The sequence below is a fragment of the Streptomyces sp. NPDC033165 genome (genome assembly GCF_055577965.1).
The window spans coordinates 395,862-412,997 of sequence record NZ_JBVIPK010000004.1; the positions used below are offsets into that span (position 1 = coordinate 395,862).

The window sequence follows — 17,136 nt, forward strand, 5'->3', positions numbered from 1 at the left end:
TAAGAAATCCTCGATGGACCCCGGCCCCGTCCGTACGGCAGATTTCTCCGTGACGGCCGAGGACGGCGCGTGGAGCTGCGCGACGTACGACGTGCTCCGTCCCGTCCCGCCGTGCCCCTTCGCAAGGGGTCACCCCGAAAAGACCACCCCGGGCCGCAGGGTTCCTCCGACATGCCCCCAGGCCCGGGGTGTCCACCACCCGCGCACCACGTCAGGGAGCCGCAGCCGTGAAGGCACTCGTCAAGCAGAAGGCCGAACCGGGACTGTGGCTGATGGACGTGCCGGAGCCGGAGTACGGCCCCACCGACGTCCTGATCAAGGTCCTGCGCACCGGGATCTGCGGCACCGACCTGCACATCCGGGCCTATGACGGCTGGGCGCAGCAGGCGGTCACCACCCCGCTCGTCCTCGGCCACGAGTTCGTCGGCGAGGTCGCCGCGACCGGTTCCGACGTCGTCGACATCGCGGTCGGCGACCTGGTCAGCGGCGAGGGCCACCTCGTGTGCGGCAAGTGCCGCAACTGTCTCGCGGGCCGCCGTCACCTCTGCCGCTCCACGATCGGCCTCGGCGTCGGCCGGGACGGCGCGTTCGCCGAGTACGTCGCGCTGCCCGCCTCCAATGTGTGGGTGCACCGGGTCCCCGTCGACCTCGACATCGCCGCGATCTTCGACCCGTTCGGCAACGCGGTGCACACCGCGCTGTCCTTCCCGCTGGTCGGCGAGGACGTCCTGATCACCGGCGCCGGACCGATCGGCATCATGGCCGCCGCCGTCGCCAAGCACGCCGGTGCCCGCAATGTGGTCATCACGGACGTCAGCGAGGCCCGCCTCGCGCTCGCCCGCAAGGTCGGCGTCAGCCTCGCCCTCAACGTCGCGGACCGGACCATCGCGGACGGACAGCGCGAGCTCGGCCTGCGCGAGGGCTTCGACATCGGCCTGGAGATGTCCGGCCGCCCCGAGGCGATGCGCGACATGGTCGCGAACATGACGCACGGCGGCCGGATCGCGATGCTCGGACTGCCCGCCGAGGAGTTCGCCGTCGACTGGTCCCGGATCGTCACCTCGATGATCACCGTCAAGGGGATCTACGGCCGCGAGATGTACGAGACCTGGTACGCCATGTCCGTCCTGCTGGAGGGCGGCCTCGACCTCGCCCCCGTGATCACCGGCCGGTACGGCTACCGCGACTTCGAGGCGGCCTTCGACGACGCCGCGAGCGGCCTCGGCGGCAAGGTCATCCTCGACTGGACCGTCTGACCCGTCTGACCTTCGAACTTCTCCTCGAACCCTTAAAGGAATCCGGCATGTTCGACTCCGTACGCGACGATCTGCGCACCACCCTCGACGAGATCCGCGCCGCCGGGCTGCACAAGCCCGAGCGCGTCATCGGCACCCCGCAGTCCGCGACCGTGGCCGTCACCTCCGGCGGCCGCCCCGGCGAGGTCCTCAACTTCTGCGCCAACAACTACCTGGGCCTGGCCGACCACCCCGAGGTCATCGCCGCCGCCCACGAGGCGCTGGACCGCTGGGGCTACGGGATGGCCTCCGTCCGCTTCATCTGCGGCACCCAGGAGGTCCACAAGGAGCTGGAGCAGCGGCTCTCGGCCTTCCTCGGCCAGGAGGACACGATCCTCTACTCCTCCTGCTTCGACGCCAACGGCGGTGTCTTCGAGACCCTGCTCGGCGCGGAGGACGCGGTGATCTCCGACGCCCTCAACCACGCCTCGATCATCGACGGCATCCGGCTCTCCAAGGCTCAGCGCCACCGCTACGTCAACCGGGACATGGCCGACCTGGAGAAGCAGCTCAAGGAGGCCTCCGGGGCCCGCCGCCGTCTGATCGTCACCGACGGCGTCTTCTCGATGGACGGTTACGTCGCCCCGCTCCAGGAGATCTGCGACCTGGCAGACCGCTACGACGCGATGGTCATGGTCGACGACTCGCACGCCGTCGGCTTCGTGGGTCCCGGCGGCCGCGGCACGCCCGAGCTCCACGGCGTCATGGACCGGGTCGACATCATCACCGGCACCCTCGGCAAGGCACTCGGCGGGGCCTCCGGCGGTTACGTCGCGGCCCGCGCCGAGATCGTCGCCCTGCTGCGCCAGCGCTCGCGCCCGTACCTCTTCTCCAACACCCTCGCCCCGGTCATCGCCGCCGCGTCCCTCAAGGTCATCGACCTGCTGGAGTCGGCCGGGGACCTGCGCGAGCAGCTCAACGCCAACACCGAGCTGTTCCGTACCCGGATGACCGCGGAGGGCTTCGACGTCCTGCCCGGCGACCACGCCATCGCCCCCGTCATGATCGGGGACGCCGCGAAGGCGGGCCGGATGGCGGAACTGCTCCTGGAGCGCGGTGTGTACGTGATCGGGTTCTCGTACCCCGTCGTCCCGCAGGGCGCGGCCCGTATCCGGGTCCAGCTCTCGGCCGCGCACTCCACCGCCGACGTGAACCGCGCGGTGGACGCGTTCGTCGACGCGCGGGCGGCGCTGGACGCGGAGGCGTAACCGCTCACCGGGTGGGCGGTCCTCCGCCACCTGGGACAATGGGCACATGATCGATGCGCGGCGGCTGCGAATCCTCCGTGCGGTGGCCGACCACCGCACGGTGACCGCGGCCGCCGCCGCGTTGTACCTGACGCCCTCCGCGGTGTCCCAGCAGCTCGCCGCCCTGGAGCAGGAGACCGGTCACCGGCTCGTCGAACGCGGGGCGCGCGGGGCCCGGCTCACCTCCGCGGGCGAGATCCTCCTCAGCCACGCCAACGTGGTCCTGGCCCAGCTGGAGCGGGCCGAGGCGGAGCTCGCCGACTACAGCGCCGGCATCGCCGGTACGGTCACGGTCGCCGCGTTCGCCACCGGCATCGGCCTCGTCCTCGCCCCCGCCCTCACGGAGCTCGCCCGCACCGCGCCCGGCATCCGGGTCCGGGTCCAGGACGCGGAGGGCGACGCGAGCGTGCCGATGGTGCTGGACCGGCAGGTCGACGTGGCGGTGGCCGTGGAGTACCGGGGCGCCCCCGCCGAGGACGACCGCCGTCTCACCCGCGTCCCTCTGTACTCGGAGCCCTTCGACGCGGTGCTCCCGGTGGACCACCGCCTCGCGGACCAGGCCCAGGTGGCGGTCGCGGACCTCGCGAAGGACCCGTGGATCGGTCCCTACCCGGGGAACCCCTGCCATGACGTGGTGGTCCTGGCCTGCGAATTCGCCGGGTTCGCCCCGCGCCTGGAGCACTCGTCGGACGACTTCCGGGCGGTGGTCGCGCTGGCCGGGGCGGACGCGGGGGTGGCGCTGGTGCCGCGCTCGGCCCTGCGCGGGATGGAGCTGACCCGGGTGGTCGTCCGCCCGGTCGAGGGCAGCGCCCCCACCCGCCGGGTCTTCGCGGCCGTACGCCAGGGGGCCGAGGGCCATCCGCTGATCCGGCCGGTGCTGGCGGCGATGGAGGCGGTGGCGGTACGGGAGGCGGGACTCGCGCGGGCGTGAGCACCGCACCTCCCGGCCGGATGAGGCGGACCGAACGTCCGATCCCGCGGCCCATGGACCCGCCCCCCCCGTGATCCGGCCGCCCCGCGCGGCAGCGCCGCGATGGCCCCTTCGCCCAGCACGATGACCGACGCCCTTGGTGCGGGCCAGCAGCAGCCCTGTACCGGCCGCCGTCCCGCGCGGGCGCACCACCACCCAGCGGGTGCCGTCTCCCCGGTCGGTGTCCTCCACCGGTTCAAGCCGGGCGCGTCACGGTATGAGGCGACGGCCTCGTTGTCGTCGCGGACGACTTCTCTGCCAGGTTCAGCGTGTTGGGGCAGGGGCGCGTTGGATCTCCGCCTTCGCTTTGCGGGTCGCAGCGTCCGGTCCACGTGAGCGGATCGCTGACAGCCCCCACTACTCGGTGATACCGTATAGTGGTACTCGGTGCTACGCAGTACCGCTGGGCCGAGGAGGACTCGCGATGGATGACCTGACGGAGATGTTGAAAGGCACGCTCGAAGGGTGCGTGCTCGAAATCATCGGTAGCGAGGAAACCTACGGCTACGCCATCACCCGTCAGCTGAACGAGCTCGGCTTCACCGACGTCATCGAGGGGACGGTGTACACCATCTTGCTGCGACTGGAGAGGAACAAACTCGTCCAGGTGACGAAACGGCCGTCCGGCGTCGGTCCGCCGCGCAAGTTCTACGCGCTCAACGCCGCCGGACGCGAGGAGCTCGCGAAGTTCTGGACGAAATGGCAGTACGTCTCATCACGCATCGACAGGCTCAAGGAGGGCGGGAGATGAACTTCTGGGAGACCATCACCGGCAGCGATCTCACCAGGGAGTGGAAGGCGTTCGAAGCGCGGGCCGAGGCCCTGCCGGACGACCACCGGGAGGCTTGGGGACAGGTCAAGGTCCACATCGTTCCCCATGGGGACTTCACCGGCCGCAACCTGATGCCGATCCTCGATGCCGCCCTGGGGCTGCTCGAAGAGGCGGCGGCGGACGGGCAGGGCGTCCACGAGGTGCTCGGAGACGACATCCCCGGCTTCTGCACGGCGCTGGCCGGCGGAGAAGGGGCCCGCACCTACCGAGACCGGTGGCGCGAGCAGTTGAACAGGAACGTCGCGAGGAAACTGAACCGGCTGGGAGGCTGACGTGGGTATCCAGGACATCATCGAGGGCAAGAAACAGTGGCGCGCGCATACGGCTCGGGTCAAGGCGCTCCCGCCGGACTACCAAATCGTCTACAAGGAGATGCAGAAGTACCTTTTCAAGATCGGACCGGTCGACCTGCCTGACGGGCCACTGCTTCCCGGGATCGTCGACTTCTTCGAGGAAGGCGTCGCCGCGGGCAAGGGGGTCCTGGAACTGATCGGCACGGACGTCGCCGCGTTCTGCGACGACCTGGTCAAGGACTCACGCACCTATGCGGACGTCTACCAGGAGTCCATCGCCAGGCAAACCGGCGCGGCGGAGAAGTAGCGCCCGCCGCCTCCTGTCCGTGGGCGTGGCCCGCACGAGCGGTTCGTTCGGCTCGGCGCCGCGCGAACAGACGCGGACCGGCCGACCGTCGGAAGCCGCCGCAGGTCCTGTCCACCGAGGTGGTCGAGTCGGCCGGTGAGACCTGGCCCGGTCATGCCCGTGCCTTCGGGGAGTACGTCGGTATGGGCCTGGCCGGCCCCCATCCCGAGGCCGCCGGCAACATGGCCATGCCGCTGATCCTCCTCCCCCTCATCTCCGGCGCCTTCATCCCGGCCGACACCATGCCCGGCTGGCTCCAGCCGATCGCCGAGTACCAGCCAGAGCTGGTCACGGTCGGTAGATCATTTCGATCAGGACGGCGGAGATGAGAGCCCACGCCCCGCCGCCGATCAGCCACCACGAGTCACCGACAGCCCCGGCTGTGATGAGAAGCACGGCGGCCAGAAACAGCGTGTACTCAGTGCGCTGCAGGCCCCGGGTGAAATCCGGGCCCTTGTCCCGGCCGCCCGGATGCCCGGTACGGGCCGGTGCGAAGGGGGGCGGACGGGTGCCTCTTCGGGGGCGCATGGCTCAAGCCTAGACACGGCGGAGGGCAGATGGCAGGGCCTCGTGACGAAGTCGGCGTCAAGGTTGTCTATCGTTTTCCAGTGCGAACAATCGTGGTGCCCGCCCGCAGGGTGGAGGGCTTGAGGTGGTGACGCCGCGGTGGCCGCGTCTTCGCCATCCGGCGCAGGTGGTCGTGGCCGGTTTCGCCACAGCGATCGCGGCCGGGGCCGGCCTGCTGATGCTGCCGGTGGCCAAGGCCGGGCCCGGTGGTGCCGGTGTGCTGGAGGCGCTGTTCACCTCCACCTCCGCAGTGTGTGTGACCGGCCTGATCGTGGTGGACACACCCGGATACTGGACCGGGTTCGGCCAGGCCGTGATTCTGGCGCTCATCCAGGTGGGCGGCTTCGGCATCATGACCTTCGCCTCCCTGCTGGTACTCCTGGTCTCCCACCGCATGGGCCTCAAAGCGCGGATGACGGCCGCCGCGGAGACCAAGACGCTTGGGCTCGGCGACGTCCGCTCGGTCGTGACCGGTGTGGTCAAGGTCAGTCTCCTGCTGGAGGCCGTCACCGCCCTGGCACTGGCCCTGCGGTTCGCGATCGCCTACGACGAGCCCTGGCCGCGAGCGGCCTGGCTGGGTCTCTTCCACGCCGTCTCGGCGTTCAACAACGCCGGATTCGCCTTGTACTCCGACAGTCTGATCGGCTTCGTCACCGACCCGTGGATCTGCCTGCCCATCGCCCTGGCCGTCATCGCCGGCGGACTGGGTTTCCCGGTCCTGTTCGAGCTGCGCCGTCGGTTCCGTAAGCCGCGCGGCTGGTCTCTGCACACCAAGATCGTGCTGTGGGCCACCGGCGTCTTCCTGGTCGGCGGCAGCGCCTTCATCACCGCCCTCGAATGGTCCAACCCGGCCACGCTCGGCCCCCTGCACGTTCCGGGGAAACTGCTGGCAGGGTTCTTCCAGGGCGTCATGCCGCGCACCGCCGGATTCAACAGCATCGACACATCTCAGATGAACCCCGCGAGCTGGCTGGGCACGGACGTGCTCATGTTCATCGGCGGGGCGAGCGCGGGCACCGCCGGCGGCATCAAGGTCACCACCTTCGCCGTGCTGTTCTTTGTCATATACGCCGAGATCCGCGGCGAGGGCGCAGTCAACATCTTCCACCGCCGTCTGCACGGCGACCTCCAGCGCCAGGCCCTCACCGTCGTCCTGCTGTCCGTGGCCGCCGTGGCCATCACCACCGTTGCCTTCATGGTCTTCTCCGACCACAGCCTCGACGAGTCGCTGTTCGAAGTCACCTCCGCGTTCGCCACCGTCGGCCTGTCCACCGGGATCACCGCCGACCTGCCCCCCGGCCTGCAGCTGCTGCTGATCGCGCTGATGTTCATCGGCCGGCTCGGCCCCATCACCGTCGCCTCAGCCCTCGCCCTGCGCACCCGCCACCGCCTGTACGACCTGCCCGAGGAGAGACCCATCATTGGCTAGGAAACCCAACCCCAGGAAGCGCCGTACAGGAGTGCGGGGCTCCGTCGTCGTCATCGGCCTGGGCCGCTTCGGCCGCGCCCTGGCGCTCGAACTCGTCGACGAGGACACCGAAGTGCTCGGCATCGACGAGAGCGCGGAGGTGGTCCAGGGCCTTTCAGGTGCCCTCACCCATGCCGTGCGGGCGGACTCCACCAAGGAGGACGCCCTGCGTCAGCTGGGTGTCCACGAGTTCGACCGTGCCGTCGTGGCCATCGGCACCGACCTCGAAGCCAGCATCCTCACCGCCTCGCTGCTGGTTTCCTTCGGCATCGAGAACGTCTGGGCCAAGGCCATCAGCGAAGCCCACGGCCGCATTCTCACCCAGCTCGGCGTCCACCACGTCGTCTATCCCGAACACGACATGGGCCAGCGCGTCGCCCACCTCGTACGGGGCCGCATGCTCGACTACATCGAGTTCGAGGACGACTTCGCCATGGTCAAAACGAACCCGCCCGCCGACATCATCGGGTTGCCCCTTTCCAACAGCGCAGTCCGCTCCCGCCACGGCATCACGGTCGTCGCCATCAAGCGCCCCGGGGAAGGCTTCACCTATGCCACTCCCCAAACGGTCGTCGAGGCGGACGACACCATCATCGTCGCCGGACGCACCCGGGCGACCGAACGCTTCAGCGAACTCCAGTAGGGCCTGTACCGGCAACGACCCAGCTCCCCACGGTTCTCGCAATATCATCCCTACGCGCAAGCGCAAGAGAAGCACCATGTCGCCCGAATCCGGAAGGACAGTGCTGATGCGCGGGAAGCCGGCCGTGGTGCGCGCTGTCGTCGCCCGACCCGCGTTCCGGGTCAGTTCGCGGGCTGCAACAGGTCCCACCGGTTGCCGTAGAGGTCCTCGAAGACCGCGACCGAGCCGTATGTCTCGTGGCGCGGCTCTTCCAGGAAGCGCACCCCGGCCGCGGTCATCCGGGCGTGGTCGGCCGCGAAGTCCTCGGTGTGCAGGAAGAAGCCGACCCGCCCGCCGGTCTGCGCCCCGACCCGTGCGGCCTGGTCCTCGTCCTTGGCACGGGCCAGCAGCAGCCCCGTACCGGCCGCCGCCCCGCGCGGGCGCACCACCACCCAGCGGGTGCCGTCGCCCCGGTCGGTGTCCTCCACGGGTTCAAACCCGAGCGCGTCGCGGTAGAAGGCGAGGGCCTCGTCGTAGTCGCGGACGACGAGGGTGACCAGGGCGATATGGGACATGAGGGTCCTTCCACAGGCACGAGGCGGGCAAGAGGCGTGAGGCAGAAGTAGTTATACGTAACACTAACGCTTTCGGCCCCCGCCCCGCACAATGCCCCGCATGGACTTCCTGGACGGTACGACCACCGGCGGCCGGGCCGCGCTGACGGACCGGGCCCGCGCGCTCGCGGAGGGCGGGCAGCGGCGGGTCCTCGGGATCGCGGGCCCGCCCGGAGCCGGGAAGTCCACACTCGCCGAGCGCCTGGTGGCCACCCTGGACGGGCGTGCCGTCCTCGTCCCCATGGACGGCTTCCACCTCGCCGCCGCCGAGCTGGACCGCCTCGGCCGCGCCGAACGCAAGGGCGCCCCCGACACCTTCGACGCGGCCGGGTACGCGGCGCTCCTGCGGCGGCTGCGCGACCCGGACCCGGTCCATCCGGTGTACGCACCGGCCTTCGACCGGGCTTTGGAGGAGCCGGTCGCCGGGGCCCTGGCCGTACCGCCGGACGTGCCGCTCGTCATCACCGAGGGCAACTACCTGCTGCTGGAGGACGGGCCGTGGGCGCCGGTGCGCGGGCTGCTCGACGAGGTGTGGTTCCTGGACCTCGACCCGGAGATCCGGGTGCACCGGCTCGTCGAGCGCCATGTGCGGTACGGCAAGCCCCGTCCGTACGCACGCGAGTGGGTCGCACGGTCCGACGAGGCGAACGCCCGGCTGGTGCTCAGCGGCCGCGGCCGGGCCGACCTGATCGTGCGGCAGCCGACGCGCGAGCGCTAGGCCGTGTCCGGCCCGAGCCGGTCGCGGTCGCCCCGCCCAACGGGCAGGATGCTGTGTGCCGAGCCGAGCAGTGTTGCCAGGAGGTCAGTCACGATGCCCAGCACCAGCCCGTCCGCCCAGCGGTCCGCCCCGCCCGTGCCCTTCACCGCCGACGACTACCGGGCCCGGATGGCGCGGGCCGCCGAGTCCGCCGCCGAGGCCGGGCTCGCCGGGGTGATCGTCGCGCCGGGGCCCGACCTCGTCCACCTCACCGGCTACCGGCCCGTGAGCACCGAACGCCTCACGCTCCTCGTGCTGCGGGCCGGGCAGGACCCGGTCCTCGTGGTCCCGACCCTGGAGGCGCCCGACGCGGCCGCCGCCACCGGGGCGCCCGCGCTCACCCTGCGGGACTGGACCGACGGCAAGGACCCGTACGCGGTGACCGCCCCGCTGCTGGACGCCGGGGGCCGCTTCGGCGTCAGCGACAACACCTGGGCGATGCATCTCCTCGGCCTTCAGCGGGAGTTGCCCGGCACCTCCTACACCGCGCTCACCGAGGCGCTCCCGATGCTCCGCGCGGTGAAGGACGTCGCCGAGCTGGAACGGCTCGCGGCCGCCGGGGCCGCCGCCGATGCCGCGTACGAGGAGATCCTGAAGGTCAGGTTCTCCGGCCGCCGGGAGGTCGACGTGGCGACCGATCTCGCCGCCCTGCTCCGGGAGTTCGGACACTCACAGGTCGACTTCACCGTCGTCGGCTCCGGCCCCAACGGGGCCAACCCGCACCACGAGGCGGGGACACGTACCATCGAGCGGGGTGACATGGTCGTCCTCGACTTCGGCGGCCTGAAGCACGGTTACGGCTCCGACACCTCCCGTACGGTCCATGTCGGCGAGCCCACCGCCGAGGAGCAGCGGGTCCACGACATCGTCCGCGAGGCCCAGCAGGCGGGCTGCGCCGCCGTCCGGCCCGGAGTCGCCTGCCAGGAGATCGACCGGGCCGCCCGCGCGGTGATCACCGAGTTCGGCTACGGCGACCGGTTCATCCACCGCACCGGCCACGGCATCGGCGTCACCACCCACGAGCCGCCCTACATGATCGAGGGCGAGGAGCAGCCGCTCGTCCCCGGCATGTGCTTCTCCGTGGAGCCGGGCGTCTACCTCCCGGGCCGGTTCGGCGTCCGGATCGAGGACATCGTGGCCGTCACCGAGGACGGCGGACGGCGGCTGAACACCACCGCCCGCGAACTGGCCGTCGTGGAGTAGCGCGCCCCGGCCCCCCCTCGGGTCCGGCACGGTTCGGTCGTCGGCCCCGGGGTCCGGCACGGTTCAGTCGTGGGCCCCGGCCCCCGGCCCCCGGGTCCGGCGCGCGGCTCAGTCGTCCGCCAGCACCACGCACGACTCCGGCGGCAGATGCAGCACCCCGTCCGCCCCCGGCGCCTCCACCGGCTCCCAGGCCGCCAGTACTCGCCCCCCGGCCCGCCGGTGGCGGCCCCAGCCCAGCGGGATCGCGGCGGGCTTGTCCGCCAGGTTCACCGCGATCCGCAGATCGCCCCTGCGGTACGCCAGCCAGCGCGCGTCCTCGTCGAACGCGGTCTTCACCGAGGCCAGGTCGGGATCGTGCAGATCGGGCAACGTCCGCCGCAGCGCGATCAGTTCGCGGTACCAGACGAGCAGCCGCGCGTGCGGTTCGCGCTCCGGCTCGGACCAGTCCAGGCAGGAGCGGTCCCGGGTGGCCGGGTCCTGCGGGTCGGGGATCTCCTCCTCCGCCCAGCCGTGCGCCCCGAACTCCCGCCGCCTGCCGACGCGTACGGCCTCCGCCAGCTCCGGGTCCGTGTGGTCGGTGAAGAACTGCCAGGGTGTGAGCGCACCCCACTCCTCGCCCATGAACAGCATCGGCGTGAAGGGCCCGGTCAGCACGAGCGCCGCCGCGCATGCCTGGAGGCCGGGGGAGAGCGAGGCGGCGAGCCGGTCGCCGAGCGCCCGGTTGCCGATCTGGTCATGGGTCTGCGCGTACCCGACGAAGCGGTGCGCCGGGGAGCGGCTCACGTCGACCGGGCGGCCGTGGGTGCGGCCCCGGAAGCTGGAGTAGGTCCCGTTGTGAAAGAACGCGGACGTCACCGTCTTGGCCAGGGCGGCGAGCGGGGCACGGGCGAAGTCCGCGTAGTAGCCCTGGGACTCGCCGGTCAGCGCGGTGTGCAGCGCGTGGTGGAAGTCGTCGTTCCACTGGGCGTGCAGTCCCAGGCCGCCCGCCGTGCGGGGGGTGGTGGTGCGCGGGTCGCAGAGGTCGGACTCGGCGATGAGGCCGAGCGGCCTGCCCAGCTCCAGGGCGAGCGCGTCGACGGCCGTGGACAACTCCTCCAGGAAGGTGAGCGCCCGGGTGTCGGCGAGCGCGTGCACCGCGTCGAGCCGCAGCCCGTCGAGCCGGTAGTCCCGCAACCAGGCCAGCGCACTGCCCAGCAGGAACGCCCGCACCTCGTCCGAGCCCGGCGCGTCCAGATTGACCGCCGCGCCCCACGGGGTGTGGTGGGTGTCGGTGAAGTACGGGCCGAAGGCGGGCAGATGGTTGCCGGACGGGCCCAGGTGGTTGTGGACGACGTCCAGGACCACGCCGAGCCCCAGCCCGTGCGCCGTGTCGACGAAGCGCTTGAGGCCCTCCGGCCCGCCGTACGGTTCGTGGACCGCCCACAGCGAGACACCCTCGTACCCCCAGCCGTTGGTGCCGGGGAACGGGCAGACCGGCATCAGCGACACATGGGTGACGCCCAGCTCCGCCAGATGGCCCAGCCGGGCCGCCGCCGCGTCGAACGTGCCCTCCCGGGTGTACGTCCCCACATGGAGCTCGTACAGGACCGCGCGGTTCAGCCGTCGCCCCGCCCACCCGTTGCGCCAGGCGTACGCCTCCTGGTCGACGACCGCGCTCGGCCCGTCGGGCCCGTCCGGCTGGCGCCGCGAGCGCGGATCGGGCAGCAGCGGCCCGTCGTCCAACCGGAACCCGTAGCGGTCCCCGTCCGCCGCCTCCGCCTCGACGCCCCACCACCCCTCCCGCAGCGGATCGCGCTCCATCGGGGAGCGGACGTCCGCCGCCTCCAGTACGACCGAGTCCGCCTCGGGGGCCCACACCTCGAACTGCATCCACCACTCCTCGTCCCTGGACAGGCCCTGCACGGCTCCGGCCTCTGGAACGAGCCCGTCACCGGCCGTTAAGGTCTGGTCCTGATCATTGCCCGCCGAGGTTCCCGCTCATACAGGTTCTGCTCATACGTACTGGCTCTGCTCGTACGTACGGCTGCTGGAGGCCGCTATGACCGTACCGCTGTTCCCGCCGGGCTTCCTCTGGGGAGCCTCCGCCTCCGCCTTCCAGACCGAAGGGGCGGTCGACGCGGACGGCAAGGGCCCCTCCGGCTGGGACGCCTTCGCCGCGCTGCCCGGCCGGATCAAGGACGGCACCGACACCACCCGGGCCACCGGCTTCCACACCCGCTACCGCGAGGACGTCGCCCTCCTCGCGGGCCTCGGGGCCGACGCCTTCCGGTTCTCCGTCAGCTGGCCCCGCGTGGTGCCCGGCGGCAGCGGAGCCGTCAACGCCGACGGGCTCGACTTCTACGACCGGCTCGTCGACGAGCTCTGCGCCCACGGCATCACCCCCGCCCCGACCCTCTACCACTGGGACACCCCGCTCCCGCTGGAGGAGGCGGGCGGCTGGCTCGACCGGGACACCGCCCACCGCTTCGCCGAGTACGCGGGGATCGTCGCCGAGCGCCTCGCCGACCGCGTCCCGATGTGGATCACCATCAACGAGCCCGCCGAGGTCACCCTGCTCGGCTACGCGCTCGGCGAGCACGCCCCCGGCCGCACCCTGCTCTTCGACGCCCTGCCCGCCGCCCACCACCAGCTCCTCGCCCACGGCCTCGCCGTACGGGCCCTGCGCGCGGCGGGCGCGGACAACATCGGCGCCGCCCTCTCGCACGCCCCGGTCTGGACGGCCGGGGACACCGACGAGGACCGCTTCGGCGCGGAGCTGTACGACACGCTCACCAACTGGCTGTTCGCCGAGCCGATCCTCACCGGCCGCTACCCCGACGAGAACCTCGCCGCGCTGATGCCGGGACCGGTCGCCGACGACCTGAAGGTCATTTCCACGCCGCTCGACTGGTACGGCGTCAACTACTACAACCCCACCCTGGTCGGCGCTCCCCGCCCGGAGGCGCTGGAGACCTTCTCCGGCTTCACGATCCCCACCGGACTCCCCTTCGGCATAAGGGAGATCGAGGGGTACGAGAAGACCGGATTCGGCTGGCCCGTCGTCCCCGAGGGGCTGACCGAGATCCTCACCCGGCTGCACACCCGCTACGGCGACCGGCTCCCCCCGCTCCTCATCACCGAGAACGGCTGCGCCCTGGACGAACCGCACGCCGACGACCGCCGTATCGCCTATCTGGAGAGCCACCTCACCGCCCTGCGCGCGGCGATGGACGCCGGGGTGGACGTACGCGGCTACTTCACCTGGTCGCTCACCGACAACGTCGAGTGGACGGAGGGGGCCTCCCAGCGGTTCGGCCTGGTCCACATCGACTACGAGACGCTGACCCGTACGCCGAAGGCCTCGTACGCCTGGTACCGCGACCTGATCCGCGCGCAGAAGCAGCAGAAGCAGCAGAAGGGGAACGAAGCGGCCGAGGGGACTTACGCAGCGCCGCCCCCATGATCAATACTCCCGCCATGGTCGCTTCATGGTGGTCCCGGGCCCGGCTGGGGATCTTCGTTCACTGGACACCCGCCTCCGTCCCCGGCTGGGCCCCGCCCCACGTCCCCGCCGCCGAACTCCCGGCGGCGGGCCGGCGTGCGCCGCTCGGCTGGACCTCATACGCGGAGTGGTACGAGAACGCGCTCCGCTTCCCCGGCTCCCCGGTCGCCGCCCATCACCGCGCCACCTACGGCACCCGCCCCTACACGGACTTCGGCCGCGACTTCGAGGACGGGCTCGCCGCCTGGGACCCGGCCGCCTGGGCCAGTTCCTTCCGGAAGGCGGGCGCGGGGTACGCGGTCCTGGTCGCCAAGCACCACGACGGGTACTGCCTCTGGCCCTCGAAGACGGAGAACCCCCACCGCACCGGCTGGCACACCACCCGGGACGTGGTCGGAGAATTCGCCGAAGCCGTACGGGCCGAGGGTCTTCGCTTCGGCGTCTACTACTCCGGTGGGCTCGACTGGACCTTCGACGACCGGCCCATCGGCACCGCCGCCGACATGTTCTCCGCCGTCCCGCGCGGCCGCTACCCCGCCTACGCCGACGCGCAGCTGCGCGAGCTGATCCGCCGCTACCGCCCCGACATCCTCTGGAACGACATCGCCTGGCCCGCCTCCGCCACCGAGATCCGCTCACTGGTCGACTTCTACCGCTTCACCGTCCCGCACGGCGTCGTGAACGACCGTCTGCTGCCGTACGCACCGCACTGGCGGGGCCTGCGCCTCCCGGGCGCGAAGGCGCTGTACAACTGGTGGGACCGCCGGACGGTGGCACAGGGCGAGGGCTTCGTCCCGCGCACACCGCCCGTCTTCGACTTCCGCACCCCGGAGTACGCCCGCTACACCGGCTCAGACCCGTACGAGATCACCCGGGGCGTCGACCACAGCTTCGGCTACAACCGCGACTCCGCCCCGGACGCCTTCATCGACCGTCCCACGCTGTCCACCCTGCTCCGCGACACGGCGGCCGACGGCGGAAACGTGCTGCTCAACGTGGGGCCGCGCGGCGAGGACGCGACGATCCCCGCCGAGCAGCAACTCCGCCTGGAGTGGCTGGCCGAGGAGGCCGGGGCCCTCACACCAGATGGACCCATTCCTGGGTGATCGGGTACCCGGCGCGGGCGAACGCGGCGGCCATCGGCACGTTGCCCCGGTCCGTCGCACCCGCGACGAACTCGGCGCCCTGCTCGACGAGGAAGCGCGTGCACTCCACCAGCAGGTCGTAGCCGTAGCCGTGCCCGCGCGCCTCGGGCACGACCCCGATGAAGCCGACGCAGGGCCCCGACGGGTTGTGCGCGGGCACCTGGATGCCCGCCACCTCGCCGTCCGGCGTGTACGCGAGCCGCCACCACTCCCGCGGCGAGGGGCACCAGTGGAAGAAGTCCAACTCCTCCTGGGCCGCCGCCTCCAGACCGCCGGGGCCCTCGATGGCCTTGCGGGCGTGGGCGTCCAGGGTCGCCGAGTGCACGCGGCGCAGCACATCGAGGATGACCGTGTCGTCCGGCTCGGGGCGGAAGGTGAGCCGCCCGGTCCGCTCCGGCAGCGGGCAGTCGGGGGTCCACCGGTAGCGGTAGCGCTCGACCAGCGGCTTCATGCCGGCCGCCGTCGCGGCGGCGACCCGCGCCTCGACGGCGGACCGCACCGCCGGATCGTCCCGCCACTTGGCGGGCGCGATCAGCTCGTACTCCTTGTCGAACGGGGCGCGGCGCAGGAGTTCGGCGCCCGCCTCCGCCTCCCCGTCCGCGAAGTCGAACCAGTTGAGCACGACGGGCTCGGTGTCGTCGGGCCCGCCCCACCAGGCGGCCCTGGCGACCACGGTGTTCTCGCGCAGGGCGACCCAGGACCAGTCGGGACGGTACTCGCCGCCGTCCGCCACGGTGGCGTAACGATGGCCGAACGCTCCGCGGCCGACGAGAGCGGCGTCCTGAAAAGAGTGGAAAAGATCGGCGTCGCTCGGGGTGAGCGCGCGAATGACCAGATCGGTCATGGAAGGTGTCCTCCGGAGACGAAGTGCCGCGCTCCCGGTCAGACGGAGTCCGACACCGCCCGGTGGACGGGGCGGGAACGCGGGGGTGAGAAGCTGCGGATGCCGGTGTTGCCGGTGGTGTGCTCACGCACGGTCCCACCTCCTTTCACGACTGGGCCGGATGCCGGTGCCGACCGTAGCCGTTGCCCGCGCCCGCTGTCCACCGGATTCAACGGGGCAGGTCCCCGACCTGTGTTGAGCACCGGGCAAGCGGCCCCGCGTGGGAGCCACGCAGGTCAGCGCGGGAGGAAACCCGGCTCGCCTGGACACCCCGGGCCCCTCGGGCCGACAATCGACCGTGTGACATCCTCCTTCGAGTTCCACACGTCTCCCGCTCGGCTGTCGGACGCCCAGCGCGACCGTGTCCTCGGCGTGCTCAGAGAGGGTGCCGCACAGGGCAAGCTGTCGCACGACACGTTCATGCGCCGCATGGAGCTCGCCCTCGTCGCCCGTCGCCCCGAGGAACTGGCCGCCCTCACCTCCGACCTGGAGACCGGCGGCAGCCGCTGGTCGCAGGGGCTCGTCCGAGCGGTCGGCGGGATCTCCGCCTTCCCCGGCAGGCTGCGCCGGGCCTGGCAGACCGAGCGGCTCCCCAAGCTGCTGCTCCCCGCCCCGAGCCCCCACCCGCTGCTCGTCGGCCGCGACCCGGCGAACGGGCTGCGCCTCAACCACGAGACGGTGTCCCGGCTGCACGCCGAACTGACCGTGCAGAACGGCCGCTGGGTGCTGCGCGACCTCGGCTCGACCAACGGCACCTGGGTCAACGGACAGCGGCTCGTCGGCTCGATCCCGGTGCGGGACGGGGACCAGGTGAGCTTCGGCCGGATGAGCTTCCGCCTCACCGCTCCGGCCCACCGCCCGCCCGAGCTGCCGCCGCACCCGCCCCGGCCCTCCGCCGCCCGTCCGCCCGAGCTGCCACCGCCCGCCCCCGAACTTCCGCCGCCCGGTCCCGGCCTTCCGCCCGCCTGATGCCTCCGGTCAGTGCTGCTGGTGCAGCCCCCGCCCGGCCAGCGTGAGGAAGGCCTCATCGACCGCCTCCGCGAGCGTCGGATGCGGGTGGATGCGGTGGGCGACATCGGCGGGCTCCGCGTCCCAGCCGACCACGAGCTGGCTCTCCGCGATCATCTCCGAGACGTGCGGGCCGACGAGATGGACACCCAGCACCCGGCCCGCCCGCTCGGCCACCGCCTTCACCAGCCCACCCCTGCCATGGACCATGCCGCTCGGGCTCTGCCGGGGCAGCGTGGTCCGCACCCCGCTGCCAGCCGGCGGGGTACCGGACCCGGGCACCGCCTCCTTCGTCGAGCGCACCGCCTGCGTCCTGGCCCGCCGCACAGCCGGGCACGGCGGGGCGGACCTGGTCGGCGAGTTCTGCCGGTGGCTCCCCGCCGGGGCGGCCGGGCTCTCCTGATC

At 71.7% G+C, this 17,136-nt stretch carries 17 protein-coding genes and 3 pseudogenes; 15 read left to right on the forward strand and 5 right to left on the reverse strand.

The window, feature by feature from the left end; translation table 11 throughout:
* Window positions 1-227: 227 nt before the first annotated feature.
* The 3 genes from tdh to ACZ5WC_RS12885 are packed head-to-tail and all read left to right on the forward strand — an operon-like array spanning window position 228 to window position 3,473.
* Window positions 228-1,256 (forward strand): L-threonine 3-dehydrogenase, encoded by a 1,029-nt coding sequence (tdh, locus tag ACZ5WC_RS12875; protein WP_468540824.1) that lies wholly within the window; start codon window positions 228-230, stop codon window positions 1,254-1,256.
* Window positions 1,257-1,303: 47 nt separating this feature from the next.
* Entirely contained in the window at window positions 1,304-2,503 is a 1,200-nt protein-coding gene (locus tag ACZ5WC_RS12880) for a glycine C-acetyltransferase (RefSeq protein ID WP_096626128.1), read from the forward strand.
* Between the two features lie 46 nt (window positions 2,504-2,549).
* A complete protein-coding gene (locus ACZ5WC_RS12885; protein ID WP_468540825.1) occupies window positions 2,550-3,473 on the forward strand; it encodes a LysR family transcriptional regulator in 924 nt (307 codons plus the stop codon).
* A 72-nt stretch (window positions 3,474-3,545) separates the two neighbouring features.
* Here ACZ5WC_RS12885 and ACZ5WC_RS12890 read toward each other — a convergent pair.
* Window positions 3,546-3,793 (reverse strand): annotated as a pseudogene (locus tag ACZ5WC_RS12890) (VOC family protein); the annotation flags it as partial.
* A 143-nt stretch (window positions 3,794-3,936) separates the two neighbouring features.
* Between ACZ5WC_RS12890 and ACZ5WC_RS12895 the strand changes: the two are divergent.
* From ACZ5WC_RS12895 to ACZ5WC_RS12920, 6 genes and pseudogenes are all read left to right on the forward strand, one after another.
* Window positions 3,937-4,263, forward strand: a complete 327-nt coding sequence (locus ACZ5WC_RS12895) for a PadR family transcriptional regulator (RefSeq protein WP_384058974.1) — start codon at window positions 3,937-3,939, stop codon at window positions 4,261-4,263.
* The gene (locus ACZ5WC_RS12900; protein ID WP_468540826.1) at window positions 4,260-4,616 is read left to right on the forward strand and encodes a DUF1048 domain-containing protein; all 357 of its coding nucleotides are present in this window, start codon (window positions 4,260-4,262) and stop codon (window positions 4,614-4,616) included. Before ACZ5WC_RS12895 ends, ACZ5WC_RS12900 begins: the two co-directional genes overlap by 4 nt.
* Before the next feature lies 1 nt (window position 4,617).
* Window positions 4,618-4,944 carry a DUF1048 domain-containing protein gene (locus ACZ5WC_RS12905; protein WP_468540827.1) on the forward strand — a complete coding sequence of 109 codons (327 nt, stop codon included), beginning with the start codon at window positions 4,618-4,620 and terminating at the stop codon, window positions 4,942-4,944.
* A 176-nt stretch (window positions 4,945-5,120) separates the two neighbouring features.
* Window positions 5,121-5,264: pseudogene (locus ACZ5WC_RS12910) on the forward strand (ABC transporter permease); the annotation flags it as partial.
* Window positions 5,265-5,638: 374 nt separating this feature from the next.
* Window positions 5,639-6,979 (forward strand): TrkH family potassium uptake protein, encoded by a 1,341-nt coding sequence (locus ACZ5WC_RS12915; RefSeq protein ID WP_468540979.1) that lies wholly within the window; start codon window positions 5,639-5,641, stop codon window positions 6,977-6,979.
* Window positions 6,972-7,661, forward strand: a complete 690-nt coding sequence (locus ACZ5WC_RS12920) for a potassium channel family protein (protein ID WP_468540828.1) — start codon at window positions 6,972-6,974, stop codon at window positions 7,659-7,661. The genes ACZ5WC_RS12915 and ACZ5WC_RS12920 overlap by 8 nt, the downstream gene beginning before the upstream one ends.
* Before the next feature lie 161 nt (window positions 7,662-7,822).
* Here the strand turns inward: ACZ5WC_RS12920 and ACZ5WC_RS12925 are convergent, their stop codons facing one another.
* The gene (locus tag ACZ5WC_RS12925; protein ID WP_468540829.1) at window positions 7,823-8,215 is read right to left on the reverse strand and encodes a VOC family protein; all 393 of its coding nucleotides are present in this window, start codon (window positions 8,213-8,215) and stop codon (window positions 7,823-7,825) included.
* A 100-nt stretch (window positions 8,216-8,315) separates the two neighbouring features.
* On the opposite strand from ACZ5WC_RS12925, the gene ACZ5WC_RS12930 reads away from it, so the two are divergent.
* Both ACZ5WC_RS12930 and ACZ5WC_RS12935 read left to right on the forward strand, forming a co-directional pair.
* Window positions 8,316-8,972 carry a nucleoside/nucleotide kinase family protein gene (locus ACZ5WC_RS12930; RefSeq protein WP_468540830.1) on the forward strand — a complete coding sequence of 219 codons (657 nt, stop codon included), beginning with the start codon at window positions 8,316-8,318 and terminating at the stop codon, window positions 8,970-8,972.
* Window positions 8,973-9,065: 93 nt separating this feature from the next.
* Entirely contained in the window at window positions 9,066-10,214 is a 1,149-nt protein-coding gene (locus ACZ5WC_RS12935) for a M24 family metallopeptidase (RefSeq protein WP_468540831.1), read from the forward strand.
* Window positions 10,215-10,322: 108 nt separating this feature from the next.
* Here the strand turns inward: ACZ5WC_RS12935 and treZ are convergent, their stop codons facing one another.
* On the reverse strand, window positions 10,323-12,083 hold the full coding sequence (treZ, locus tag ACZ5WC_RS12940; protein ID WP_468540832.1) for a malto-oligosyltrehalose trehalohydrolase: 1,761 nt from the start codon (window positions 12,081-12,083) through the stop codon (window positions 10,323-10,325).
* 169 nt (window positions 12,084-12,252) lie between these two features.
* On the opposite strand from treZ, the gene ACZ5WC_RS12945 reads away from it, so the two are divergent.
* Both ACZ5WC_RS12945 and ACZ5WC_RS12950 read left to right on the forward strand, forming a co-directional pair.
* On the forward strand, window positions 12,253-13,656 hold the full coding sequence (locus ACZ5WC_RS12945) for a GH1 family beta-glucosidase (protein ID WP_468540833.1): 1,404 nt from the start codon (window positions 12,253-12,255) through the stop codon (window positions 13,654-13,656).
* 14 nt (window positions 13,657-13,670) lie between these two features.
* Window positions 13,671-14,801 carry an alpha-L-fucosidase gene (locus ACZ5WC_RS12950; RefSeq protein WP_468540834.1) on the forward strand — a complete coding sequence of 377 codons (1,131 nt, stop codon included), beginning with the start codon at window positions 13,671-13,673 and terminating at the stop codon, window positions 14,799-14,801.
* Here ACZ5WC_RS12950 and ACZ5WC_RS12955 read toward each other — a convergent pair.
* On the reverse strand, window positions 14,773-15,684 hold the full coding sequence (locus tag ACZ5WC_RS12955; protein ID WP_468540835.1) for a GNAT family N-acetyltransferase: 912 nt from the start codon (window positions 15,682-15,684) through the stop codon (window positions 14,773-14,775). The genes ACZ5WC_RS12950 and ACZ5WC_RS12955 overlap by 29 nt on opposite strands.
* A 339-nt stretch (window positions 15,685-16,023) precedes the next feature.
* Between ACZ5WC_RS12955 and ACZ5WC_RS12960 the strand changes: the two genes are divergently transcribed.
* The gene (locus tag ACZ5WC_RS12960; RefSeq protein ID WP_468540836.1) at window positions 16,024-16,692 is read left to right on the forward strand and encodes a DUF1707 and FHA domain-containing protein; all 669 of its coding nucleotides are present in this window, start codon (window positions 16,024-16,026) and stop codon (window positions 16,690-16,692) included.
* A gap of 9 nt (window positions 16,693-16,701) precedes the next feature.
* On the opposite strand, the pseudogene ACZ5WC_RS12965 reads toward ACZ5WC_RS12960, so the two are convergent.
* Window positions 16,702-16,947, reverse strand: a pseudogene (locus ACZ5WC_RS12965) (dihydrolipoyl dehydrogenase); the annotation flags it as partial.
* On the opposite strand from ACZ5WC_RS12965, the gene ACZ5WC_RS12970 reads away from it, so the two are divergent.
* Window positions 16,940-17,134 carry a hypothetical protein gene (locus ACZ5WC_RS12970; RefSeq protein WP_468540988.1) on the forward strand — a complete coding sequence of 65 codons (195 nt, stop codon included), beginning with the start codon at window positions 16,940-16,942 and terminating at the stop codon, window positions 17,132-17,134. The pseudogene ACZ5WC_RS12965 and the gene ACZ5WC_RS12970 overlap by 8 nt on opposite strands.
* Window positions 17,135-17,136 lie beyond the last annotated feature (2 nt).